The organism is Acinetobacter sp. TSRC1-2, assembly GCF_049895885.1.
GTDB lineage: Bacteria > Pseudomonadota > Gammaproteobacteria > Pseudomonadales > Moraxellaceae > Acinetobacter.
Window position 1 is genome coordinate 246,013 of sequence record NZ_JAFCTF010000001.1, and the last position, 24,425, is coordinate 270,437.

23 protein-coding genes are annotated in these 24,425 nt (G+C 39.4%); 12 read left to right on the plus strand and 11 right to left on the minus strand.

Annotated elements, in window-relative coordinates; all coding sequences use genetic code 11:
* Nucleotides 1–69 precede the first annotated feature (69 nt).
* From greA to ACP69Y_RS01165, 3 genes are all read left to right on the plus strand, one after another.
* Nucleotides 70–546 carry a transcription elongation factor GreA gene (greA, locus tag ACP69Y_RS01155; protein ID WP_425915416.1) on the plus strand — a complete coding sequence of 159 codons (477 nt, stop codon included), beginning with the start codon at nt 70–72 and terminating at the stop codon, nt 544–546.
* Nucleotides 547–650: 104 nt separating this feature from the next.
* Complete coding sequence (locus ACP69Y_RS01160; RefSeq protein WP_425915418.1) at nt 651–953, plus strand: hypothetical protein; 303 nt, start codon at nt 651–653, stop codon at nt 951–953.
* A gap of 40 nt (nt 954–993) precedes the next feature.
* Nucleotides 994–1,620, plus strand: a complete 627-nt coding sequence (locus ACP69Y_RS01165) for a CatB-related O-acetyltransferase (protein ID WP_425915419.1) — start codon at nt 994–996, stop codon at nt 1,618–1,620.
* Here ACP69Y_RS01165 and ACP69Y_RS01170 read toward each other — a convergent pair.
* Entirely contained in the window at nt 1,604–2,290 is a 687-nt protein-coding gene (locus tag ACP69Y_RS01170) for a hypothetical protein (protein ID WP_425915421.1), read from the minus strand. The two genes, ACP69Y_RS01165 and ACP69Y_RS01170, sit on opposite strands and share 17 nt — an antisense overlap.
* 677 nt (nt 2,291–2,967) lie before the next feature.
* On the opposite strand from ACP69Y_RS01170, the gene ACP69Y_RS01175 reads away from it, so the two are divergent.
* Nucleotides 2,968–3,408 carry a universal stress protein gene (locus tag ACP69Y_RS01175; protein WP_425915423.1) on the plus strand — a complete coding sequence of 147 codons (441 nt, stop codon included), beginning with the start codon at nt 2,968–2,970 and terminating at the stop codon, nt 3,406–3,408.
* A 71-nt stretch (nt 3,409–3,479) separates the two neighbouring features.
* Here the strand turns inward: ACP69Y_RS01175 and ACP69Y_RS01180 are convergent, their stop codons facing one another.
* Both ACP69Y_RS01180 and ACP69Y_RS01185 read right to left on the minus strand, forming a co-directional pair.
* Complete coding sequence (locus ACP69Y_RS01180; RefSeq protein ID WP_425915425.1) at nt 3,480–3,815, minus strand: MGMT family protein; 336 nt, start codon at nt 3,813–3,815, stop codon at nt 3,480–3,482.
* A 79-nt stretch (nt 3,816–3,894) separates the two neighbouring features.
* Nucleotides 3,895–5,394, minus strand: coding sequence for a cation:proton antiporter (locus ACP69Y_RS01185; RefSeq protein WP_425915427.1), 1,500 nt, complete (start codon nt 5,392–5,394; stop codon nt 3,895–3,897).
* A 235-nt stretch (nt 5,395–5,629) separates the two neighbouring features.
* Here ACP69Y_RS01185 and ACP69Y_RS01190 point away from each other — a divergent pair, with 235 nt between their 5' ends.
* Complete coding sequence (locus ACP69Y_RS01190; protein ID WP_425915429.1) at nt 5,630–6,187, plus strand: hypothetical protein; 558 nt, start codon at nt 5,630–5,632, stop codon at nt 6,185–6,187.
* 48 nt (nt 6,188–6,235) lie between these two features.
* Here the strand turns inward: ACP69Y_RS01190 and ypfJ are convergent, their stop codons facing one another.
* Together ypfJ and ACP69Y_RS01200 are read right to left on the minus strand one after the other, a co-directional pair.
* Nucleotides 6,236–7,138, minus strand: coding sequence for a KPN_02809 family neutral zinc metallopeptidase (ypfJ, locus tag ACP69Y_RS01195; protein WP_425915431.1), 903 nt, complete (start codon nt 7,136–7,138; stop codon nt 6,236–6,238).
* Nucleotides 7,139–7,188: 50 nt separating this feature from the next.
* Entirely contained in the window at nt 7,189–8,115 is a 927-nt protein-coding gene (locus tag ACP69Y_RS01200; protein ID WP_425915433.1) for a DUF808 domain-containing protein, read from the minus strand.
* 198 nt (nt 8,116–8,313) lie between these two features.
* Here ACP69Y_RS01200 and trpS point away from each other — a divergent pair, with 198 nt between their 5' ends.
* Nucleotides 8,314–9,327, plus strand: coding sequence for a tryptophan--tRNA ligase (gene trpS, locus ACP69Y_RS01205; protein WP_425915435.1), 1,014 nt, complete (start codon nt 8,314–8,316; stop codon nt 9,325–9,327).
* 387 nt (nt 9,328–9,714) lie between these two features.
* Here trpS and lysS read toward each other — a convergent pair whose 3' ends face one another.
* Nucleotides 9,715–11,241 carry a lysine--tRNA ligase gene (lysS, locus tag ACP69Y_RS01210; protein WP_425915437.1) on the minus strand — a complete coding sequence of 509 codons (1,527 nt, stop codon included), beginning with the start codon at nt 11,239–11,241 and terminating at the stop codon, nt 9,715–9,717.
* Between the two features lie 124 nt (nt 11,242–11,365).
* A complete protein-coding gene (locus tag ACP69Y_RS01215) occupies nt 11,366–11,803 on the minus strand; it encodes an SRPBCC family protein (protein ID WP_425915439.1) in 438 nt (145 codons plus the stop codon).
* 300 nt (nt 11,804–12,103) lie between these two features.
* Between ACP69Y_RS01215 and ACP69Y_RS01220 the strand changes: the two genes are divergently transcribed.
* Nucleotides 12,104–12,610, plus strand: a complete 507-nt coding sequence (locus tag ACP69Y_RS01220) for a YqiA/YcfP family alpha/beta fold hydrolase (protein ID WP_131215502.1) — start codon at nt 12,104–12,106, stop codon at nt 12,608–12,610.
* A 44-nt stretch (nt 12,611–12,654) separates the two neighbouring features.
* Here ACP69Y_RS01220 and ACP69Y_RS01225 read toward each other — a convergent pair whose 3' ends face one another.
* On the minus strand, nt 12,655–13,197 hold the full coding sequence (locus tag ACP69Y_RS01225; protein WP_425915442.1) for an adenine phosphoribosyltransferase: 543 nt from the start codon (nt 13,195–13,197) through the stop codon (nt 12,655–12,657).
* Between the two features lie 530 nt (nt 13,198–13,727).
* On the opposite strand from ACP69Y_RS01225, the gene rubA reads away from it, so the two are divergent.
* The 4 genes from rubA to oxyR all read left to right on the plus strand — a co-directional run bounded on the left by rubA (nt 13,728) and on the right by oxyR (nt 17,056).
* Nucleotides 13,728–13,892 (plus strand): rubredoxin RubA, encoded by a 165-nt coding sequence (rubA, locus tag ACP69Y_RS01230; RefSeq protein WP_005179369.1) that lies wholly within the window; start codon nt 13,728–13,730, stop codon nt 13,890–13,892.
* A gap of 69 nt (nt 13,893–13,961) precedes the next feature.
* Nucleotides 13,962–15,140 (plus strand): NAD(P)/FAD-dependent oxidoreductase, encoded by a 1,179-nt coding sequence (locus ACP69Y_RS01235; protein WP_425915445.1) that lies wholly within the window; start codon nt 13,962–13,964, stop codon nt 15,138–15,140.
* A 56-nt stretch (nt 15,141–15,196) separates the two neighbouring features.
* Entirely contained in the window at nt 15,197–16,144 is a 948-nt protein-coding gene (gene estB, locus ACP69Y_RS01240) for an esterase EstB (protein ID WP_425915447.1), read from the plus strand.
* 6 nt (nt 16,145–16,150) lie between these two features.
* Nucleotides 16,151–17,056: a LysR family transcriptional regulator OxyR gene (gene oxyR / locus ACP69Y_RS01245; protein ID WP_425915449.1), complete on the plus strand. Its 906-nt coding sequence runs from the start codon at nt 16,151–16,153 to the stop codon at nt 17,054–17,056.
* A gap of 1,095 nt (nt 17,057–18,151) precedes the next feature.
* On the opposite strand, the gene ppk1 is transcribed toward oxyR, so the two are convergent.
* Together ppk1 and mtgA are read right to left on the minus strand one after the other, a co-directional pair.
* Nucleotides 18,152–20,233, minus strand: a complete 2,082-nt coding sequence (ppk1, locus tag ACP69Y_RS01250) for a polyphosphate kinase 1 (protein WP_425915451.1) — start codon at nt 20,231–20,233, stop codon at nt 18,152–18,154.
* A 112-nt stretch (nt 20,234–20,345) separates the two neighbouring features.
* Entirely contained in the window at nt 20,346–21,020 is a 675-nt protein-coding gene (gene mtgA, locus ACP69Y_RS01255) for a monofunctional biosynthetic peptidoglycan transglycosylase (RefSeq protein ID WP_425915453.1), read from the minus strand.
* A gap of 79 nt (nt 21,021–21,099) precedes the next feature.
* Between mtgA and ACP69Y_RS01260 the strand changes: the two genes are divergently transcribed.
* Nucleotides 21,100–21,912 (plus strand): rhomboid family intramembrane serine protease, encoded by an 813-nt coding sequence (locus ACP69Y_RS01260; RefSeq protein ID WP_425915455.1) that lies wholly within the window; start codon nt 21,100–21,102, stop codon nt 21,910–21,912.
* Nucleotides 21,913–21,962: 50 nt separating this feature from the next.
* Here the strand turns inward: ACP69Y_RS01260 and ACP69Y_RS01265 are convergent, their stop codons facing one another.
* Nucleotides 21,963–24,425: an ABC transporter permease gene (locus ACP69Y_RS01265; RefSeq protein WP_425915457.1), complete on the minus strand. Its 2,463-nt coding sequence runs from the start codon at nt 24,423–24,425 to the stop codon at nt 21,963–21,965.

The window sequence follows — 24,425 nt, forward strand, 5'->3', positions numbered from 1 at the left end:
CACCTTATTGGTGGCGGGATTTTTTCATTTATAAACCATTCATTTTTATACTCACTTAGAGGGACAACAATGCAACGTTATCCTATGACTCCTGAAGGCAAACTTGCCTTAGAGAAAGAATTACATCAGTTAAAAAGTATTGATCGTCCACGTATTATTGCAGCAATTGCTGAAGCACGTGAACATGGGGATTTGAAAGAAAATGCGGAATACCATGCTGCTCGCGAGCAACAGGGTTTCTGTGAAGGCCGTATTCAAGACATCGAGGGTAAACTCGGTGCAATGCAAGTGATTGATGTTAAAACACTTGAACAAAACGGTCGTGTCGTTTTTGGGGTAACCGTAACGATTGAAAACCTAGACACTGAGGCACAAAAGACTTATCAAATTGTTGGCGATGACGAAGCAGACTTCAAGATCAACAAGATCTCTGTGAACTCTCCTATCGCTCGTGGTCTTTTGGGCAAAAGCGAAGGCGACGAAGTAAAAATCGTAACACCACAAGGTGAAGTGGAATACGAAATTGTGAAAGTTGAATATCTTTAAGATTTAAAGCTATTTAATTTAAAGCCCCTCAGTTGAGGGGTTTTTTGTACTTTTATCTATCATTCGATTATAATTTAATCCATCACATACAAAGAATTAAAAAGATGGATGAACGCTTAATACAAACTTTTTACTATGCGACGGGCGGCATCTTCTTAGGTACCATGATTGCCATTGTGTGGTCTTTTCATATAAGCACCGAAACCAGTTCTACACAAATTATTTTAATCACTGCAAGCATTTCAGCTCTTTGCGGTTTTTTATTTCCTAGTCTGGTTCCGTATTGGTTTAGAGCATGCTGGAATTTCTTTAAATACAACAGCGTTTCTAATTTTCAGAATGAACCCAGTTATTTTCAAGATAGCTTTCAGCCTAGAACCTTCTGTCTTCATGAAAGCTTCCCTTAGATAAGTTATAATTCTCAAAAGTTTTCTACGCTGTATTTCTATGCCTGACCAATTGATTAATTCCCCTGTCAAACACTGGTGTGAATTCGAATTCATCTCTAAAACGGTGAAGAATCCGAATATTCACATTAAGGGAAATTACAGTTATTACAGCGCTTATTGGGATCAAGGCTTTGAGCGTTGTGTCGTGCGTTATTTACACGACAAGCCTGCAACTGTAGAGAAACCGATTGATCAGCTTTATATCGGTAATTTTGTCTGTTTTGGCGCAGAATGCGTGATTATGATGGGTGGCAACCAATTACACCGTACCGACTGGATTTCAGCCTTTCCTTTTGATACTCGCAGTTTTGTCCCTGCTGGTGATACGATCATTGGCGATGGCTGCTGGATTGGCTCGCGTGCCATGATTATGCAAGGTGTGAAGCTAGGCGAAGGCGCAGTTGTGGCAACAGGTGCTGTTGTCACCAAAGATGTGCCAGCTTACGCGGTTGTGGGTGGGGTTCCTGCGAAAATTATTAAATACCGTTTTCCTTCCGACACTATAAAAAAACTACTCTCAGTTAAGCTCTATAACTTAGATGAAAAGCAGTTTTTAAAGATGCGTGAGCAGTTGCAGACGGATGATGTTACATCGCTACTGCATGCCTTTAATGCGCTTGAATAAAAGGGATTAGCGTCAAACTCCGCTGTTTATATTCATCGATTTTATTATTTTTAAACCAGTTTATATTCAAATAACTTAAACGCCATTCATAATAAGCCAATCCTACATCTCTATAGCTGATCTTAAGTATGGTCGCCTTCTGATCTTCACAATAATTATTCTTTTCATCTTTCAGATCTTGGTAGCAGGAGAGTCGATTCTGGTATTCGTAAAAAGGTAAATGCTCAAAGACCAGTTTTGTTTTTCCTTTTGGAAGTAATTGAATAAAGTCCACATTTTGCTCACCACTATCATTCCCCAAAGAGTTTGAACTCCCACCATAAATCAAGGCAACGGCATAATTATGCTTATTTAAAGGGTAAAGTGCAGGATGGAGATAAATGATCGACTTATGATCTTCCTGAATTGCAAATACAGGTTGATGCTGATCCAAATCCCAATGCTGCATAATTCGATATTGCCCACGCTGCTTTAAAAGCTGTGTGATTCGTAATTTATCTTCTATCAAATAATAATATTTATTTTTTGCAATATTTACTGACCAGAGTTGAGCATTTATTTCACGACATTCGGATTCTAATTGTTGGCAAATTTTTCTTATTTCAGTTGCAGAAATATCTTCTTTTTGAAAAGGCAATGATCGAATTGAATTTTCAGCAAAAACAGGCAAAGTAATACATAAAATTAATATGTTTAAAATGATTTTTTTATCATTATCAATATTCTTGGCATGGTTTTATTTGAGCGATTGTAAGGTATTTCAGGTCTTCCTCCAAGTACACCTCAAAATTAAGGCATAAAAAACCCACTCAATCGGAGTGGGTTTTTTCAGAATATGATGGCTATGACGAGACTTGAACTTATGCTCCCGCATTATAAATGCCGTGCACTAAGCAACTGAGCTATCCTTGAAATAATCATAAAATTAAAAATTTAGTCTTCCTTATTCCACAGATCTCCATCCCAAGCCTCTTCAATATTTTCAAAATGATCACGCTGCCAATTCAATTGCTTTATTTCAGTCATTTCTGATTCATTATTAATAATTTACTAAACTTATCATATGACAATTTTTAAAGGTGTTTTGCCTATTTTTTTACATATAATTTCAAATTAAAAATCTGCTTACAATTTCATCAGACTTTAGTTTTAAACCTACTAATTTTCTATTCAATCCATGTTAGATTAAATTATAAAAAATATTTAGCGGAGTTAATTATCCCTATGAAATTACTAGGTTTTATTCCCTCAAGAATACGACTAGTATTGGAGTGTAAATTGTTTTTATAAACCATAAATCATAGTGTTAAAAGCATCCGTGCAAGTAAAGATTATAAGGAGAAACACATGTCATATCATAATATTTTAGTTCCAGTTGACGGTTCAGAAACTGCATATGCAGCGGTAGCAAAAGCAGCTGAATTTGCAAAAGCATTTGGCAGCAAAGTTACAGTGGTTCAAGTTTTATCACTCGACCCCTATATTGCAGCGGAATATATCTCTGCCAATCAAACCAACGATTTAATTGAACGTGCCCGTACGGCAATTATTGAATCCCTTGATGCTGCAAAAGCAAAATTTCATGAACAAGGAATTGAAGTAGAAACCAAACTACTGGAAGGACAAGTGGTTCATCGTGAAATTGTCAAAGCTGCAGAAGAGAATCATGCAGACCTGATTATCATTGGTTCACATGGTCGTACTGGCTTCAAAAAACTTTTCCTCGGCAGTGTCGCACAAAGCCTGTTGGGAGAATCACATATTCCTGTACTTATTGTGCGTCAATAATAGTGACCTTGGCCTTTCCCATCTTTTTTAAAGGTGGGAAATCGCTCACTCCTGAGGATTTACTGCTTTTATTACTCATTCATCCATTGATATTGTTTTAAATTAATCTTGTCTCCAATCACCCTCACGCCTTCTTCCAATAATTTTAAGCGTTGAATATTGTCACCACGATCATTGAGTTTACTTAGGCTAATTTTTCCTTGTGAATTAATTACTCTATGCCAAGGAATTTCTGCATCTGCATCCAAATGCTTTAAAACATATCCTACTAAACGTGCATGTTTGGGCAATCCTGCCATCTTTGCAATTTGTCCGTACGAGGCCACTTTTCCATAAGGAATAAGAGCAACTACATGCAATATTTGACGGGCTGATTCATCACTAGAATGACTTGAATGTTGTGGCATAGATTGTCCTTAAATCATCCAATTTAAACTTGCAAACATAAAAGAGCCTTTTAAAAGGCTCTTTTACCAGCGATAACGATTAGAAATTATCTGGACTTTCCAAGCGTTTCACAGCCTGTACCTTTTCTGGATTATGCATAACCGCAACTCCATCTTCGGCTTTTTCATCAATTAAAGCATCTGGGTTATATACTGTAATGGTTTCATTACCATTGGCATCTTCACCCACAATATACTGAAAACCTTTCTTGTTCATTTTATGGCACATGCGTTGATACCAACCTTTAAACCCCGTCGTTTCTTCATTCGGGTTATAATAGAACGCATTCATAACCGCGGGTAAACCAAGTCCGCAGACCAACCCGGAAAGTAATACCGCAATAAAGGTATAGCCAATTAAAATACTGCTATATTCACTCAGTTCAGGAATATTGGCTACTGCCAAGATCAAGGCAAGCGAGATTCCTCCGCGCACCCCGCCCCAGGATAAAATAGCCAAACTGCCGTTATAACTTTTGTTTCTAAAACTCGGGAAAAATGCAAAAGAAAGATAGTTCGCAGCAAAGCGCGAAGCATGCAAAATAATAAAGGCAACAATACCGCCTAAAATGAGACTAATGCTTAGATCTAAAATAAACAGTTCCAGACCAATCAGCGTAAACAGGAATGAATTGATAATGCCTTCAACGGTATGCCAAAAATGGTTAACTTCACGAATTTCACGTTCTTGCAGAATTTCTTTCCATTTATTCCCCACCACCAAGCCACCAATGACGCAGGCAATAGGTGCAGAAGCATGTGCAAATAGGGCAACCAGATATGAACCACAGGCCAGTAATGCTGTAGTTAGAATTAAAGACTCCATTTCATGCTTACCACGAAGCAATCTTAAAATTCCCAGACCAAAGGCCCAGCCAATAATGACCGCCACCACGATTTCATAGAGCAAGGTTTCTAAAGTGCCAAGAATGGTAAAGTGTTCACCCTGTAATACATTCAACAAAGTCATGAATACAGCGATACACATGGCATCATTAAACAGTGACTCCCCTTCGAGTTTCACAATCAGATGATGAGGAGCACGTACTGAACTTAAAACACCTTTCACCCCAATCGGGTCAGTCGCACCAAGCGCAGCGCCTAATAACAGCAGAACCAGTATATCGACATGCTTGCCTATTAGGAATTGATAGCCATATAAAGTCATGCCAAAAAAGACTGCACAAAGTACCAAAGCAATACTGGCCAAGATACTAATCGGCTTCCAATGGCTTTTTAAATCAGAGACTTTAAATTTTAAAGCTGATGATGTCAGAATAAAACAAATTACCCCATTAATTAAAAAGTCATAAAAATCAATATGACGAACCGCTTCTTCAATGTTGTGAATGTTAATTGTTATAAACTGATTACCGCTGAGTAAACTTGCGCCCCACTGTAAAATAAACACAAAGATTGCCGAGACAATCGGTACACCAATCGCTTGCGGGAAACCCAGAATACGCTTATTAAAAATTGTCGTGGCAATAGAAAGTGCAAAAATGACAGTAAAGACTTGAAGAAAAAAGAAATTTCCCATTAAAGTTCCAATTTTAGCAATTCATTGGAATAAAGCGAATTTATTCAACTATTTCCAAGTAAAATATTGTATTAGATAACATTTATTAACTAAATCAGTTTAACGATTTTTTGCAGAGCAAACAAAATAGTTAAGTTTTTTTACATATTTTTAGCAATGATTTAACATAGGCCTACATCTAAGTATTCAATGTAGCAACGCTTTCTTTAATCTCCACATTAAGTTGAATTTATTCATGCATCAAACAGTGAAAACCCTCTTTCGACTTTTTTTTGCAGTAGTCATTTTTCTCATTACCTTGGCTTTATTTTTCAGTGCCTATTCTAAAATCAAAGAAATTTTGCAAGCAGATCAGCAGTTCCAGCAAGCCAAACATATTTCACTCAAGTCGAGTGCTCAAGAGCAATTGGTTTTGGTTTCCAATAATAAACGACCCGATCAAGCGATTTTTATTTTGATTGCCCAAAATGGCTATATTGCTAAATTAAACTGCGCCCATTATCTGCAAGATATTTGTACCGATGAATACAACCAGTCACATACCCGACAAATTAAACAGCTTGAGCTATTAAAAGTGGGTCAGCAGTCTTATATTGAAAATATTACTTATCAAGATAGCCGTACCCAAAAGCAGCAAAACTGGTCTTATTCCAAGCAACAAATTCAGCAATTTTATCAGGCGGATATTGCCAGTTTAAAATACATTGTTTTTAGTATTGTTCTGTTTGCACTTGCAGCCCTTTACGTCTCCATTCGAATTATCCGCAACTTTAAAAAGTTTTTAACTCGCTGAAAATTCCAATAAAAAAAGAGGATGTGTAATCCTCTTTTTTTATTCTATTTAAATGGCTTGATTGAAGGTATCACAGTCATTGATAGTTCCTGATTTCAAACCCGCTTGAAACCATTTCATCCGCTGTTCGCTACTGCCATGGGTAAAGCTGTCGGGAACGACCTGCCCTGTCGAACGTTTCTGTAAATAATCATCACCAATTTTATGGGCAGCATCCATTGCTTCTTCTATGTCGCCTTGTTCCAGGAATTGAGTACGTTGTTGATTATGATTGGCCCAAATTCCTGCAAAGCAATCTGCTTGTAATTCCTGACGTACAGACAGTTGATTGCCTTGTACTTGACTACTTCGAGCACGTGCTTTTTGCACTTGATCTGAAATGCCTAACAGCGTTTGAAGATGATGCCCCACTTCGTGCGCAACCACATAGGCTTGAGCAAAATCGCCGGCCTGATCTTGGCGGGATAATTCAGTGCTGTTCTGCTCACCGGAAATCCCCATTTGCTGACGCATATCTTTAAAGAAGGCAGTGTCGATATAGACTTTTTGGTCTGTTGGACAATAAAACGGCCCCATCGCAGATTGTGCTGTACCACAGCCGGAATTTACCACACCGCTAAACATCACCAATTTAGGTGCGACATATTGGCTATTCAGTTGCTGCTGGAATACCTGAGTCCAGGTATCTTCGGTATCAGCCAACACTGTGCCAACAAAATCCATCGCTTCTTGCTGTTCTGGAGTTGGATTATCCAAGCCTCTGGTTTCAGCCGATTGTGATTGTGAGGTCACCTGTTTAGTGGCTTGATAGGCTTGTTGAGGATCAACGCCAAAAAACTTCCAGGCTACAAATGCAACCACAAGTCCTAAAATACTAATACCACCCGCTTTGGCACCACCACCGCGGCGGTCTTCCACATTTGAACTTACACGACGTCCTTTCCAGCGCATAGTGATATTCCTTCTAGTATGCTTTAACTAATTTTAGCGAGTTTTTCTAATTATGCCTGCTGTGATTTTGGCCAAAACTTTTGGATTGTTGCGATCACTACAAAAACCAGCAAGCCAGCTACAAAACCGATAACAAAGTTGATTAAAGTCGGAGTAAGTGAACCAATAATATTGCCGATCGTAGGGATATGCTGAATTTGATCGACTGAATCTTCAGTAAAATGATGTAATTGAGGAATAGCATGAGTAATAATACCGCCCCCCACTAAAAACATGGCAATGGTTCCGACAATGGTGAGAGTCTTCATTAGTTTAGGTGCAAAAGCCAGTAAACCACGTCCAATGCTTTGCTTGAAGCTAGATGCCTGCTCGGTTAAATACAATCCCAGATCATCAATTTTGACAATCATGGCAACAAAACCATAAACACCCACCGTCATTAAAACTGCAATGGTGGAAAGCACCATGACTTTAGTAGCAAAAGTAGCCGCCGCTACTGTACCCAATGAAATCACCACAATTTCAGCAGACAAAATAAAGTCAGTACGAATCGCACCTTTAATTTTCTCTTTCTCGAACTTCGCTAAATCGGTTTCAATGGCAGTGAGTTCTGCTTCAGCAGCTTCTTTGGTCTTGGCTTTTTTATGCTGCCAACTGTGCAGTACTTTTTCCACACCTTCATAACATAGAAATAAACCACCAATCATCAATAAAGGTGTAATCAGCCACGGTGCTACTACACTAATCAGTAGGGCTAAAGGAACAAGAATTAGCTTATTAACAAAAGAACCTTTGGCAACGCTCCAAACTACCGGAAGTTCACGTTCAGAACGAACACCACTGACTTGTTGAGCATTGAGTGCCAAATCATCTCCCAATACTCCTGCAGTTTTTTTTGCCGCCACTTTACTCATGACAGCAACGTCATCTAAAACAGTTGCAATATCATCTAATAATATTAATAAGCTACTCGCCATTCTTTTTATCCTTAAAGTTACTATTCAATATCTTAAATAGAAATAGTTAAAAAAACTGTATCAACTTCATTAAATTATTCTTATTTTTTTCTATGTTCTGTTTTCATTGTGTCTGACATTCAAAAACATTATGCCGTACAATATGGCAAATTCATCGGCATATAAATGTAGTGCTAACTACTTTGGAATAGATAGATAATGAGTAATCAAGACAAGCGTCCTGTTATTTTGACTGGCGACCGCCCAACTGGACAACTTCATTTAGGTCATTTTGTAGGTTCTTTACGTTCACGTGTAGGGCTACAGGATTCTCACCATCAACATCTTCTCCTTGCTGATGCTCAAGCTTTAACCGATAACGCGGATAACTTTGAAAAAGTACGTCGTAATATTATTGAAGTGGCAACTGACTATTTAGCGGTGGGTATTGACCCAACCAAAACAACGATCTGTGTTCAATCCTGCTTACCGGCATTGAATGAACTGACCATGTTGTATTTGAACTTTGTGACGGTGTCACGCTTAGAGCGCAATCCAACCATTAAATCTGAAATTCAGATGCGGGGTTTTGAACGTGATATTCCTGCAGGTTTCCTTTGTTACCCTGTAGCACAAGCAGCCGACATTACCGCTTTTAAAGCGACAGTAGTTCCTGTGGGTGAAGATCAGATTCCAATGATTGAACAAACTAACGAAATTGTCCGTCGCTTAAATCGTCAAATTGGCCACGAAATTTTACCCGAATGTAAAGCGTTGCTTTCAAATATAGGCCGTTTGCCTGGTTTTGATGGTAAAGCCAAAATGTCTAAATCTTTGGGCAATACCATTGTGTTAGATGCTTCGGATAAAGACATTAAAAAAGCAGTTAATGCGATGTATACCGACCCGAACCATCTTCGTGTTGAAGATCCAGGTCAGGTTGAAGGTAATGTGGTATTTACTTACCTTGATGCATTTGATCCAGACCAAGAAGCTGTTGCAGAGCTAAAAGAACATTATCGCCGTGGTGGTTTAGGGGATGGTACGGTAAAAAAACGTCTTGAAGGGGTTTTAAAAGAATTGATTACCCCTATTCGCGAACGTCGTATGGAACTTCAAAAAGATCCTGATTACATCATGGATATTTTAAAAACGGGTACCGATAAATGCCGCGATATTACCCAGCAAACCCTTGATGAAATTAAATCGGGTTTAGGCGTTTTTCACTTCTAAAGCAGCTCATCTAAAAAAATGCCTTTCTTATAGAGAAGGGCTTTTTTATGCTAAAATAATGAGCAATAAATCACACTAACCAATAGTTATTAACCTGAATTTACACAACTTAACTGAAAACCTCATGAAATGACTCACCATTCATTTTATTATACTTTTAGTGCTTAGGGCTCATTAGAGTTCTAACATTCTCCTTAACCGAAACTGTGCAAACAGATTCGTTGTTCTACGCAGTGGTCACCCCAATCATTGCGTATTTTTTTGTCTAAAATTCAAATGACTATCATCAGATTTATAATGACTATCATCAGATTTATAAAGATTTGACCTATATTTTGTCTGTGAAATAAAAAACCCGCTCTAAAGCGGGTTTTTGACATTCACAACTTAGTTTTTATGACGCATATGCGGGAATAAAATCACATCACGAATACTTGCTGCATCAGCAAATAACATTACCAAGCGGTCAATACCAATACCTTGACCTGCTGTAGGAGGTAGACCATATTCAAGTGCTTCAATAAAGTCAGCATCGTAATGCATCGCTTCATCATCACCTGCATCTTTCTCTGCAACTTGCGCTTGGAAACGTTCAGCCTGGTCAATCGGGTCATTTAATTCCGAGAAACCATTCGCCAGTTCACGACCACCAATAAAGAATTCAAAACGGTCTGTAATGTGTGAATTGGTGTCATTACGGCGTGCAAGCGGTGAAGTTTCTGCTGGGTATTCTGTAATGAAAGTCGGTTGGCGAATTTTTGTTTCAACCGTTTCTTCAAATACGATGGTTTGAAGTCTACCCAGACCGAAACCTGGTTTTACCTGTTCTTTCAATTCTTCCTGAACAAATTTAGCCAAGAATTCACGATCAGAAACATTTTCTGCGGTAAGCTGAGGGTTATGTTCAAGAATCGCATCAAACATCGAGATTTTTTTGAATGGACCTTTGAAGCTGAAGACTTCACCTTGATAAGGCACATCGGTAGAGCCCAAAATATCGATCGCCAATTTTTCAAGCATATTTTCAGTCAAAGCCATCAAGTCTTTGTAATCGGCATAGGCTTGATAGAATTCGATCATGGTAAATTCTGGATTATGACGTGTCGAAATCCCTTCATTACGGAAGTTACGGTTAATTTCGAATACACGTTCAAAACCACCTACCACCAAGCGTTTTAAGTAAAGCTCAGGTGCTATACGTAAATACAATGGCATATCTAGTGCATTATGATGTGTTTCAAATGGCCGCGCTGAAGCACCACCTGGAATCACATGCATCATTGGCGTTTCAACTTCCATGAAGCGTTCATTGGCTAAATACGCACGCATACCCGCAACCACTTTGGCACGGATTTCAAACGTTTTACGTGTTTCTTCATTCACCATCAAGTCAAGATAACGCTTACGATACTTTACTTCGGTGTCATTTAAACCGTGGAATTTATCTGGAAGTGGACGTAATGACTTGGTTAGAAGCTCGAAATGTTCAATGTGAACATAAAGATCGCCTTTACCCGAACGACCGATATAACCTTCAACCGCAATAATATCGCCCAGATCTAAACCTTTGATTGTAGCAACGACTTCTGGATCTAATTCTTTACGTGCAACATACAGTTGAATACGGCCAGTCATATCCTGAATCACTAGGAATGAACCACGGTTCAACATCACACGGCCTGCAACTTTTACATAGACGCGATCATCTGCTTCAATTTCTTCTTTAGACTTGTCAGCAAATTGTTCTTGTAGATCTTGAGCGTAGTGTTCACGCTTAAATGTATTCGGCCAAGGGCTGGTTCCCTTTTCCTTAGCGTGTTGTTCAATATGCTTTAACTTGGCATGACGCTGTGCAATTAAATCGTTTTCGGAAATATGTTGTTCAGAAGTCGATTGAGCGTTATGTTGCGTCATCTCTGCCTCGAATATGTGTAAAAAACGGAAGTTGCATAGCATAGCAGATTTAGTAAAATTTCGTATGACTTATTGCCAAACAAAAGCATTGATTTGCCAACCCCTACTTCCTTTAATTCATATTTTAAGCTTCGGCTAATTGTTTAACGATTTCAAACCCTCTCTTTAATCCATTATTCATTAACTCCACATGATCTTTAGAGGTTTCTAATTCCACACCCAATATTGTTTGGCCATTGAAATCTTTAAACTCATATTTTTCTATGACACCGCTCCATTGTTTAACTTCTTCGCTGTCTAGATCTTCAATACCGTCTCGCAACATGCCCAAGTGCTTAAAGGTCACACTTTTAAATTCATCAAGTTCAGTAATCGTTGACACCATGCCTTCCCCATTGGCATCCAGAAACACCGTTTTACCATTGACTGTCCAGTCGGAATGCATGGATGAACCAGGTGAAAAATATTGTGTCCATTGCATATACGTTTCAGGACTCCATAAAACCTGCCAAACTTTTTCTGGCGTTGCGGCAATCAAAATTTCATATTTTAAAATTTCCATGGCTCTGCTCCGTAAAGTCATCGTATATCTTTAAAATTATCCATATTTATTTTTGCAGCATATTTATCATTTGTTACTTAAATATCAATTCATCTCAAAATATCTATAACTGACTATTTTTAATCAACAATTTATTTTGTAAGCTGTTTTATTCTAGGTTGGTTAATAGGTTTCTTAGACCAAAAGCTAAGTTGTTTCTCCCGCATAGTCACCTACAATAAATTCAAGCAAAATAGTTGAAAAATAAACTATTCAACCCTTTCTATCTTTGTGATTAAAGACAGTCTGAACGATAAAACAATGAATACATGCACTTCGAAAATCTTATTTTTACATGGACTCGATTCCTCTCGTGAATCGACAAAATTCCATGCCATTGATGCCAATCAAAAATATTGCATCGATATAGATTATCGCAATCTAAATTTTCAAACCGTTGCCGATTTTTATCGCGATATTATTGCCAAAATTAAACCTGAAATACTGGTCGGACATAGTTTGGGCGCGTATTGGGCCTTAAAAATGTCAGCCTTGTGTAAAATTCCAACGGTTATTGCCAACCCGAGTCTTAGTCCCAACTTTCGCGAAGACTACCCCCCAATTAATGAAGATGATCTGGAACATGACATTGCTCAAATTGCCTATTTGGAATTAGGTGACGAAATACTGGATATGTATGCCGTTCAAGAACAGCTCGAACCCTATATGATCGTTCAAGCCTTAGAAGGTGGACATCATCGCTTAGCAAGTCCAGAAAACATAAATGAATTAATTCAGCACATGCAAACGCATTTTCTGAAAAAATAAAAAAGCCTTGGTTTAACCAAGGCTTTTTTAGGGCATAAAATTAATTAAGCGACTGCTTGTTCTGGCTGAGATTTATCATCCAACACCGACCATACCTCTAAACCTAAATCATTATGTAAATCGGGTAAATCGAGGAAAATGCTCGCTCCCAAAATTTCATGGTTGCATTTACTGACCAGCTGTTTCACCGCCTTTAAAGTACCGCCTGTTGCCAATACATCATCTACAATAATGATTTTTTGCGGTTGGATGTTTGCCGACATTTCCAAACGATCCATACCATATTCTAGGCTATAACCTACGCCCACAACCGGGGATGGCAATTTTCCTGCTTTACGCACCAGTAACAAGCCTTTGCCTAAACGCTGAGCCAATAAACTTGCAAGTACAAAACCACGCGCTTCTACAGCAACAAAACTGTCTACTTGTTCCAGTTTTTCAGCAGGAATACTGGCAATTAAAGCATCGGTTAACGGTTCAATATTGCTCATAAACAAAGGGGTTAAATCGAAGAAGCAAATACCCGGTTTAGGGAAATCTTGGACAGTACGAATGTGAGACCACAAAATTGTAGACAAATTGCTCATGGGAGAAAAGTAATTTAGAAGAGGATATGGCAATTTTAACGCTTTATCAGGTTCATGGCCAGTAAATGGTCATGCTTAGCACCGAGCAAAACATGCTAAAAAATTATAAGCTATTGATTTAATTATGTTCATTTTTTTAATAAATATTAGATATAGATCTATCTGATCTTAAATTAACAAACTTTGTCTATTTTCTCTCCTCGACCTTAGTCTAAACCTGACGTTTAACTCATAAAGTTATTTCTTGAGCTTCTCTATCTGGTTCTGATTTATGCACCTTTTAGAATTCATATTCCGTTCAACTTGTAAGACAAAAACCATAATTACGTATTTTATGACAAGTTTTGTCCTGCTCTGCAATTCTGGTTTCAAATTCACTGATTAAACTCGCATATTTGCTTTACATTAAGACTAGAACTGCGTAAAAATTTGGTTGAATATGTACACTGAAAGTCATATTACTAGAGTCATGCTGTATATGGAATTTTACTGACTTCACTTTTTAAAAAGTCAGTGTTTTGGAGAGTCAAATGAAAAAGTATCAATGCATCGTTTGTGGATGGATTTATGACGAAGCTGAAGGTTGGCCACAAGATGGTATTGTCGCAGGTACAAAATGGGAAGACATCCCAGATGATTGGACATGCCCGGACTGTGGTGTATCAAAAGTTGATTTTGAAATGGTTGAAATCTAACAATTGATATCAAAGACCATAGTGAATGGTCTTTTTTTACGTCTTATAGAAAACAGTTTGGAGAAAACTATGCATCCTATCGTCATCATTGGTTCGGGTATGGCAGGATATACCGCAGCACGTGAGTTTCGTAAGCTAAATCCCGAGCATGAACTGGTCATGATTTGTGCAGATGATGCGGTAAACTATGCTAAACCCACGCTGTCTAATGCTTTAGCCGGAAAAAAAGCACCGGAGCAAATTGCGTTAGGTGACGCCAGCAAAATGAGTGATCAACTGAGGATGCGTATTGAAGCGCATACTCGGCTTAAAGAAATTCAAGCTGAACAGCATCAACTCGTTTTAGAAAAAGATGGACAACAAACCACTCAACCCTATTCAAAACTGGTTCTAGCTGTAGGTGCAAACCCGGTTCGTCTAGCGATTGCTGGCGATGGCAGTGATGACATTCATGTGGTTAACAATTTGGATGACTACAAAGCATTCCGCAAAAACCTGGATCAACATCACGATAAACGCGTGGTCATTTTAGGTGCAGGCCTGATTGGGTGCGAATTTGCCAATGACTTGCAAAATACAGAACACCAAGTGACGGTGATTGATTTGGCGGCCCAACCTTTGGGACGTCTCATTCCTGACTATGTTGCCGCTTCATTCCAAGAAAAACTTGAAGCTATTGGCATTCACTTTGTTTTGGGCACAACAGTTGAAAAAGTAATTAAAGTTGAAAAGGGTGACTATCAAATCACTTTAGCCAACGGTCAGTCTGTTGTAGCAGATGTTGTACTTTCAGCAATTGGCTTACAACCGAATTTGGAGTTGGCAAAAGCAGCGAATATTGATTGTAGTCGCGGTATTTTGACCAATGGTCATTTAGAAACCAATCAGGCAGATATTTACGCGATTGGCGACTGTGCAGAAGTCAATGGCTTACTGTTGCCTTATGTCATGCCGATCATGCAACAAGCACGCGCTCTAGCGAAAACCTTGAATGGTGAACAAACGCATGTTCATTATCCAGCAATGCCCGTTGCAGTCAAAACCCCTGCTGCTCCCCTGACCGTACTTCCCGCACCAGTTGGCGTTGATGTCACTTGGGATACAGAAGAACTTGAAGATGGCATGATTGCCAAAGCTTTAGATAGTCAAAACACCTTGCGTGGTTTTGTTTTATTGGGCGCAACCGCAGCTAAACAACGTTTAAGTCTAACTAAGCTGGTACCCGACTTGATTCCTGTAGCCGTTTAAGGGTTTAATAGTAAGGACATTTTTTAAGCAAAATGTCCTTTTTGGGGAAAACAACGATGAATCATAGCGCACTTAATTTTACAGGCTCTCCCTATACTTCTTTTATGCACGAAACCAAAGTGACTTTAAGCAATGGTATTGAGCTGCATGTTGAAATGGGTGGAAATCCTGAACATCCTGCGATCATGCTGATTATGGGTTTGGGTGCGCAAATGTTGTTTTGGCCAGATTTTTTCTGTAAATCCCTGATTGATCAAGGTTATCGTGTTATTCGTTTTGATAACCGCGATATTGGACTGTCGTCAAAAATTCGACATTTAGGACCACGACTCAACACATTAAAACTGATGGGGCGTTTTGCTTTAGGCTTACAAAATCAAGGTGCACCTTATAACCTGTATGATATGGCGGAAGATGCTGCCTTATTGATTGAGCATTTAGGACTAGAACAAGTCTCTGTAATTGGCGCATCCATGGGCGGAATGATTGCTCAAATTCTGGCAGCCCGACATCCTGAAAAAGTGAATAATCTGGGCTTAATGTTTACCAGTAATAATCAGCCGCTATTACCCCCGCCCTTTCCAAAACAGCTTTTTAGCCTGATTGGTCGACCTGAATCTACTGATGAAGAGGGCATTATCAATCATAGTGTAAAAGTTTTTAACATCATTGGTTCACCTGGATATATCAATCAACTTGAAATTATTCAGACCGCACGTAAATTATATCAACGCAGTTATTATCCAGCGGGTGTACTTCAACAATTTTTAGCAATATTATGTACCGGTTCTTTGCTACAATTGAGTAAGCAAATTCAGCAACCTACCCTTGTGGTACATGGCTCCCGTGATCGTTTACTGCCACCGAGTCATGGCAAAGCAGTTGCAAAGGCAATTACAGATGCTAAGTTTGAATTAATTGATGGAATGGGGCATGATATGCCTCCGCATTTTATTCCATATCTTAGCGGATTATTTGCTGATCACTTTAAATTAAAACATTAGGACACTATGGCTGCATTACCCTCTTTAAGACAGCTGTCATACCTCGTAACACTGTCTGAAACGCTACATTTTACTGAAGCTGCGCGCCGTTCATTTGTGACCCAATCGACTTTGTCAGGCGGGATCATGGAGTTAGAGCGTTTGTTAGGTGGAGTCCTCGTTGAACGCGACCGCCAAAATGTACGTTTAACTCCGCTTGGAGAACAGGTTGTGGCTCGAGCCCGTGTTCTATTGGCAGATGCTCAAGACTTGATGCGTTTGAGTCGTGAAATGAGTGAACCTTTAACGGGTGATTTGCATTTAGGCATTATTCCGACTATTGCACCTTTCATTTTGTCGAAACTTTTAGATGAAGTGCATAAGCAACTGCCTAAAATTCAATTGCATTTGCATGAAGCGCAAAGTGAAAAAATTGTCGAAAAACTGGAACATGGTAATCTCGACATGATTGTTTTGGCACTCCCTTTTGACACTCGCGGTTTAAAAGTTGCTGAAATCGCCAAAGAAGATTTGTATTTGGTCTGTCACAAAAACGATCAAAATGCCAACACAGCAAAATCGCTGGATGACTTAGATTTATCCCGTTTAGTCTTGCTAGAAGAAGGTCATTGCTTACGTAATCATACTTTAAGTGCATGTCCAATTGGTGAACGTAAAAATGATCATCGTTTAAAGGCCAGTTCATTACCTACATTGGTTGAAATGGTCTCTGCGGATTTAGGCTTTACTCTACTTCCTGAAATTGCCATTCATACCAATATGATTAAAGCAAATTCAGATTTAATGGTTAAATCTATTGAGGCTGCACCAAGCCGTACGTTAGCTTTGGTCACGCGTAAAAGTACGCCATTGCAAAGTGAATTTGATGTGTTATTGCAAATTTTGCAAAAAATCACCCAAAATCTTCATTAAAAATAAGCTATACATTAAAAGGAGCAACCGCTCCTTTTTTTATTGCTCAATTATCTTCCTAGCCAATATTTTGCTCGAATAAATTCTAATACTTAATCTACAAAACCATGTTTTTTGTTTAAGTAAAAAGGTTCTTGCCCTACGCCAAACTAATTTTGAAGTTAAAATATAATGGCTCTTATTTGGATGAGCTAAGATATTAATTATTCAATAATTTTAAAAAATATTATAATTCATTCACATTTAATAAATTATTTTTTTAAATTATTATTCTATAAATACATAGGTTTACTTTACTTTCATAAATTACCTAATTCTTAGGATAGTACTTTTATGGGTTGTATAGCAAAGTTGCTCAATAAAATCGAAACCAGTGTGAGAATAGTCTAGTCGGTGAACTGATATCGTCTGTGCCCGTCCTGTTAATAGAAGATCAACCCGCTTTCAATCATCTCTTAGAGAGTATTCTCATTAGATTAGGCTATTGTGCAGAATTAATGATGAGCATGACTCATCTTATTGAAGCTGACTACTTATCACAACCACATTTGCCCAACCTGATTTTGATAGATTATCCCTCAATCAAACAACAACGCTTACATTTATCAAGCAACTCAAAAAGCTCCATCCCGATACTAGCAGGATAATGGTCTTAGCCAACAACAAGCCTCTTTACTGTTAAAGGCTATTTAGACAGTGCGCAGGATGATTTTTCATCTAAATACTGAGACAGAATTATTAAATAACATTAAAGGTATTCTGCACGGTGGAGCGCCGATCCATCATGTTTTAGCGCAATATTTTGTCGCATCAAGTAGAACCTAACCAATCAATATCAACAATTTAACTCAGCAAGCCAATATATTTAAACGCAATCAAATATGAAATTTTAAATTTAGTATCAGTGGCGGATTAACCTACAGCAAGTCGTAGAACAGACTTAGACTTCTCTTCATAAAATTGAAGGCTCTATTAAAAGCAATTACCGAAAAATTGCATGCCTAAAAAGTTAGATCTTTTATTTTCAATATTTCTGTTGTATAAAAATAAAGGAGTCCAGAGACTCCTTTATTTCTTCTTTGAGAGTTGAAGGAATTATTTGATGATATCCAATAATATTCTTTGTGCATTATGCGGTTCTTGGCCTTCTGCAACCTGTGCACGAACCCAGGTTCCATCTCCTTGCAACAACCACGCTTGCTGATTGTCTTTCAAATACGTCAGTAAACCTTGCTGATAAATACGTTTTTTCAGAGCTGGGTCTTCAATTGGGAAACAGGCTTCAACGCGATTAAATAAATTACGATCCATCCAGTCCGCACTTGAGCAGTAAATTCGCGCGTTACCATTATTACCAAAATAGTAAACCCGGGTATGTTCCAGAAAACGTCCAACAATTGAACGCACACGAATATTTTCTGAAAGCCCGGGTAAACCAGGACGTAAACAGCAAATTGAGCGAATAATTAAATCAATTTTTACACCCACTTGCGAAGCTTCATATAACTTGTTGATCAGCTGCCTTTCAGTTAAGGCATTCACTTTGACAATAATTTGTGCCGGCTTGCCTGCTTTAGCATTAGCAATTTCTTCATCAATGAAATTGATCAGTTGAGTATGCAGAGTAAATGGTGCATGCAGAAGTTTTTTCAGCTTCGCCATTTTACCCATACCCGTTAATTCTTGGAAAATGCGATGCACATCTTCACACAATTCTTTATCTGTGGTCAGCAAGCCGTAGTCAGTATAAATTCGTGCATTGCCTGCATGATAGTTACCCGTACCTAAATGTACATAACGTACCAGTTTATTGTTTTCACGGCGAACCACCAGAATCATTTTGGCATGGGTTTTGTAGCCTACAATACCGTACACCACTACGGCGCCGGCTTCTTGCAATACATTTGCTACTTCAATATTGGATTCTTCATCGAAACGCGCACGTAATTCAATTACTGCTGTGACTTCTTTACCATTTCGTGCCGCTTCTGCAAGTACTTGAACAATTTCAGAATCCGGTCCACTACGGTATAAAGTTTGCTTGATCGCAAGCACTTGAGGATCACGTGCTGCCTCACGTAACAAATTGATCACAGGTGCAAATGATTCAAATGGATGATGTAATAAAATATCCTGCTTCTGCATGGCAGAGAAAATATTTTCAGACTTCTTTAGAACTTTTGGAATGATTGGTGTATGTGAATCATAACGTAAATGCGGACGTTTAAAATTCGACAATAAACGGGCAAGATTCACCGGACCATCGACTTTATAAAGTTGATCTTTCTCGAGATCAAACTCATCCAGCAAATACTCATAGATATGTTCAGGGCAGTTTTGAGTCACTTCCAAACGTACTGCACGACCAAAGCGGCGTGAGTTCAATTCTCCTTTTAAAGCTTTGGCCAAGTCTTCAACATCTTCATTTAAAGCTAAATCTGCATTGCGCGTGACACGGAATTGATAACAACCTGTGGCGGTCATGCCGGGAAATAAATCAGAGACATGCTCATGAATAATCGCGGATAGCATGACATGATGCTCTTTGCCATCGGTGAGTTCATCCGGTAAACGTACCACACGTGGCAATGAACGCGGTGCAGGAACGACCGCTAGATCAATCTGACGACCAAAGGCATCTTTCCCTTCGAGGGTCACAATAAAGTTTAGGCTTTTGTTGACCAAACGCGGAAATGGATGGGCTGGATCTAAACTAATCGGAGTCAGCACTGGAGCGACTTGCTCTTGGAAATACTTTTTAACCCAGGCAGATTGAGCAGGTGTGAGTTCTCCACGGCGTAAAAAACAGATATCTTCTTCACGCAGTTTCGGCAGAATCTCTTCATTTAAAATACGATACTGACGTTCAATCGCGACATGCGCAGTTTTAGAAATAATCTCCAATACCTGCTTTGGGGTTAAACCATCTGGACTGTGACTTTCATTGCCTAAATCGAGTTGCTCCATCAACCCTGCAAAACGAATTTCAAAAAACTCGTCCAGATTACGCGAGAAAATAAGCAAGAAATTCATGCGTTCAAGTAAAGGATGCAGTGGGTCAACCGCCTGTTCTAATACACGAAGATGAAAATCTAGAATAGAAAGTTCACGATTTATATAACGATCGTTATATGTATATTCTGTTTGTGTAGGAGATGGGCCTGCTGCAGTATTCATACCTAACCTATGATTATTCGAAAGTGATCCGTATCTTCATAAGTATGCTTCAAAATTATGACAATTTCATAAAAAAAGCCCAAAATTTTGGGCTTTTTGGTACAGTCTTTCATTAGGGAATATTGCTATAACGCATGTATTTTTGAATCATACGTTTGCGGTATTGCAGTTTTCGGTCATCACGATGGTCTTGGTAATATTTTGGATTGGGTAAAATGGCTGCTAAAAAGGCGGCTTGTTCACGACTTAAACTTCTCGCACTTTTGCCAAAATAATGCTGGGTTGCCGCTTCCACACCGTAAATATTGTCGCCAAATTCAACCGAGTTTAAATAGACTTCTAAAATACGTTCTTTTGTCCAAACCCGCTCCATCATCCAGGTCGCCACGGCTTCTTGGCCTTTACGCAGAAATGAACGCTTGTTATATAAAAATAGATTCTTCGCCAATTGTTGGGAAATGGTCGACCCGCCGGCCACGACTTTGCCTTTGTCTTTATTTCGCTCTAAGGCAAATTGCATCCCTGCCCAGTCAAAACCGTGATGTTGCAAAAATTTACCGTCTTCTGCGGCAACGACTGCATGTTTGAGGTAGTCACTGATTTGATCGTAATCACGCCATTGGTGTTTGATCGGCTTAGAGGGTTCAGCCCAATAATCCAGACGCATCATCATGGTGGTGTCAACCGGATGGGTGCGCCACCACACCAGACTTGAAAAAATCCAAAGTTGTATCAAAAGCACCAAACTGACGAGTATTAACAAACTACGAACAATAAAAGCTTTCATGTCAGTGAGTTACTCCAAAATATCTGTTTTTTCGTGCTAAGCTTGAAGCTGAATATAGCAAAGATTATAAAAGAATAGCATGGCTGAACTTTCACCTCCTCCCATTCGAACTAAACCCGAGGTTCACCTTTGGTGGCTGACTGCAGTTTTTATTGCCATTAATGTCGGTTTATTTCTCTGGCAAGTGCTCACAGGCGTCAATATTACTAGCCCAAGTCTGGTCGATGCTATTCGTTGGGGAGCTGATTATGCACCTTTAACCTTTTTAGAGGAACCCACTCGCCTGTTTAGCAGCATGTTTTTTCATTTTGGTTTAATCCATTTAATGCTCAATATGTGGGCACTGTATATTTTCGGCAGTGTGGCTGAACAGCTTTTTGGCAGATTCTATTATTTGGGTTTATATATTCTTGCAGGCCTGATGGGAAGTTTGCTCAGTGGCTTTATCGATATTCAAAATACCTTGGAACTGCTGCAAACCAATGATCCCAAACTTTTCCCAACTGTGAGTGCGGGTGCTTCTGGCGCAGTTATGGGGATTGGTGGCGCTTTAACTGTTTTGTCTTTATTACCCATCTTACCCAAGCAACGTTTTATTTTAGATAAAAAAACTTTGGTCATGGTGATGGGGATTAACCTGTTTATTGGCTTTACCATGCCGGGAATTAATAATGCGGCCCATATTGGCGGCATGTTAATGGGTGCGGTATTAGCGGCTATTTGGTACCTTGGACAACGGATGCATAAACCTAATTTAGGCTTTATTTTAGGTTTGATTGTGGGCGTTGCAACTTGCTATGTGTTTTATGATTACTGCATGCAACAGGTTCAAATCCTTGAACCTGTTTGGCGTCAAATCCTTGCAGCCATGCGTGCACAGCTGCATTTTTAAGGTGAATGAATTATCCAGTTCAGACCTATTATTTAGTTGAGATGAGTTGTTTATTGATTCATCTCGCGCAAACTTTGTAATGGCGGAATATCACAAAGATAACTCAAGCGATAGCGACCAATCAAGGCACACACCACGGTCATTAAAATAGGTAAAATCAGCCAGATTTCCCAATGCGCCTGAATCAGCAAATTCATTTTATAGCTGGCAATCGCACTAATCACTTCTGCAAAGAAGCATGAAACTACGCCAGCCATGAATCCTATAAAGCCGATCTCCACAGTCATCATCTGTTTTAATTTCTGTTTAGAACTGCCAAATGAGCGCAACAAAGCCACCTCACGTTTGCGTTCATCCATCAACAGATTCAAACAGGCAATCAAAACCAAAACTCCAGAGACACTGACCAATAGCGCGAGTATGGTAATAATTTGCACCAGCACATTCACCAAACGTTTGACTTCATCCAGAATCAGACTGACATCAATAAAAACCGTATTGGCAAATTGCTGAATCACGGATACCAGTTGTTTTTTATCCTGTTCGGGCACATAAAAACTGCCTAAATAACTGCCCGCATTTTCATCCATAGTTTTGGGTGCAAAAATAAAGAAGAAATTCGGACTAAAACTTTCCCATTCCACACTACGTAAGTTAATGACTTTGGCTTGAACTAATCCTTCAGGCAGACTAAAGGTCAGTCGATCGCCTATTTTTATGCCCAGTTCTTCCGCAGTTTTCACTTCAACAGACACATCACCGACATTTTTCAATGCTGAAGTTCCCTGCACAATTTTATTGTCGGTAGGATATTCTGATGTTTGGGTTAAATTGAGTTCACGGCGTAAAGAGTTATTGCTTTCCAGCAATTCATTGGAAAAAGGTTGGTCATTCTTCGCCACCAATCGCCCACGAATATTGGGATATAAAGGTGTGCTTGGCCATCCATGTTGCTCAATCTGGGCTTTGAATAAAGGCATATCAAACGGCGGTAAACCGTAAACAAATTGATTCGGCGTACCTTCCGGTAATTGTTGCTGCCAACGCTCGAGCAAGTCCGTTCGCAATACAGCCAACACCGTAATCAAGCTTAGCCCAAGTGCTAAAGCAGTAATTTGAAAGGCGGTTTGATAAGGCGCGCGGACATAGGCTGAAATGGACCATTTCAGGCTTTTAATTAATTTTAAGCAGCCCCAAATGATCATATACAGCACAGTACACAAGATGATCATTGCACCTATGACCCAGGCGGTAAGCACAATATTTTCAGTCAGTACCACACTAAACAGCACCAGACTGGCTGTCCCCATCAGCAACATCCACAGCATGGACTGAACTGATTTTTCTTGTTGGCGAATCACCCGAATCGGCGGTGTATTGAGCAGCTGCCATAAACTTGGCACGATAAAACCCAACAACACCACGGCACTGGTAAGCATCGCAATCGGTAAGGGGCCAAGAAGCATATTCAAGGCAGAAAATTCAATTTGCAGATGTGGAATCAGTTGCAGCATCAGTTGCAATAAACCATATCCAAGCGCTACCCCTGCCAGACTACCAATCGCCATTGCGACAATTAATACTACGCCCAATAAAGTCAGATATGCGCTAAGAATTTGATTTTTTGTGGCACCAATACAGCGCATTAGCGCAATATTATCCTGATTTTGCTGCACATAACGCTGACTGGTTAAGGCAATCGCAATGCCGCACAGTAAAATGGTCAAAATATTGGCAAGTTGTAGGAAGGTATCTAGATTGGCAATCGGCTTCATTAAACGGGTATTGCCTTCACTGGCATTACGTAACTTTAGACTATTCTGTTCATTGTCTATTTTGCTTTGAGCAGACCCATGCAGCTGGTTGAAATCTTGTTCAAACTGTTTGGTCTGTTGGGCAGACCCTGCCATCAATAAACGGTATTCAACCCGACTGCCAATTTGAATGGCATTGGTACGTGCAACATCGGCTTGGGAAATAATCACCGTAGGTGAAAAGCCGGAAAAGCCCAGTTCCTGATTGGAATCATGTTCAATTTCAGCAGTGACCTTAAAGGTTCCATCGGCAATATTAAGGCTATCCCCGACTTTGACATGCAACAAATCCATGGCCCGATTACTGAGCCAAACCTCTCCTGGCTGAATTTTCTTTGCTGGGGGCGCAACCCGAATTTCTCCGCGCAAAGGAAAGGCATCATCAATGGCTTTCACATTGACCATGACAAATTGCTCATGGGTATGCGCCATCGAACTGAAGGTGGTGACTTCAGATTGTTGCAGTGACAATTGATGGGCTTTGTGTTGCCACTTTTTTTCAAGCGGCTGATTGTCGCTCAGGACCAAATCGCCTGCCAGCATTTCAGCAGCCTGTAATGCTACGGCATTTTGGATTTGTTCATTACTAAACTTTAGTGCCGTAGTTGCACTGATCGCCAAAGTTAGAGCAATGATCAGTAAGTAAACGCCTGTACTTTTAAAACTCTGGGTCAGTAAAGGTCGAAAGAGTGGATTCAT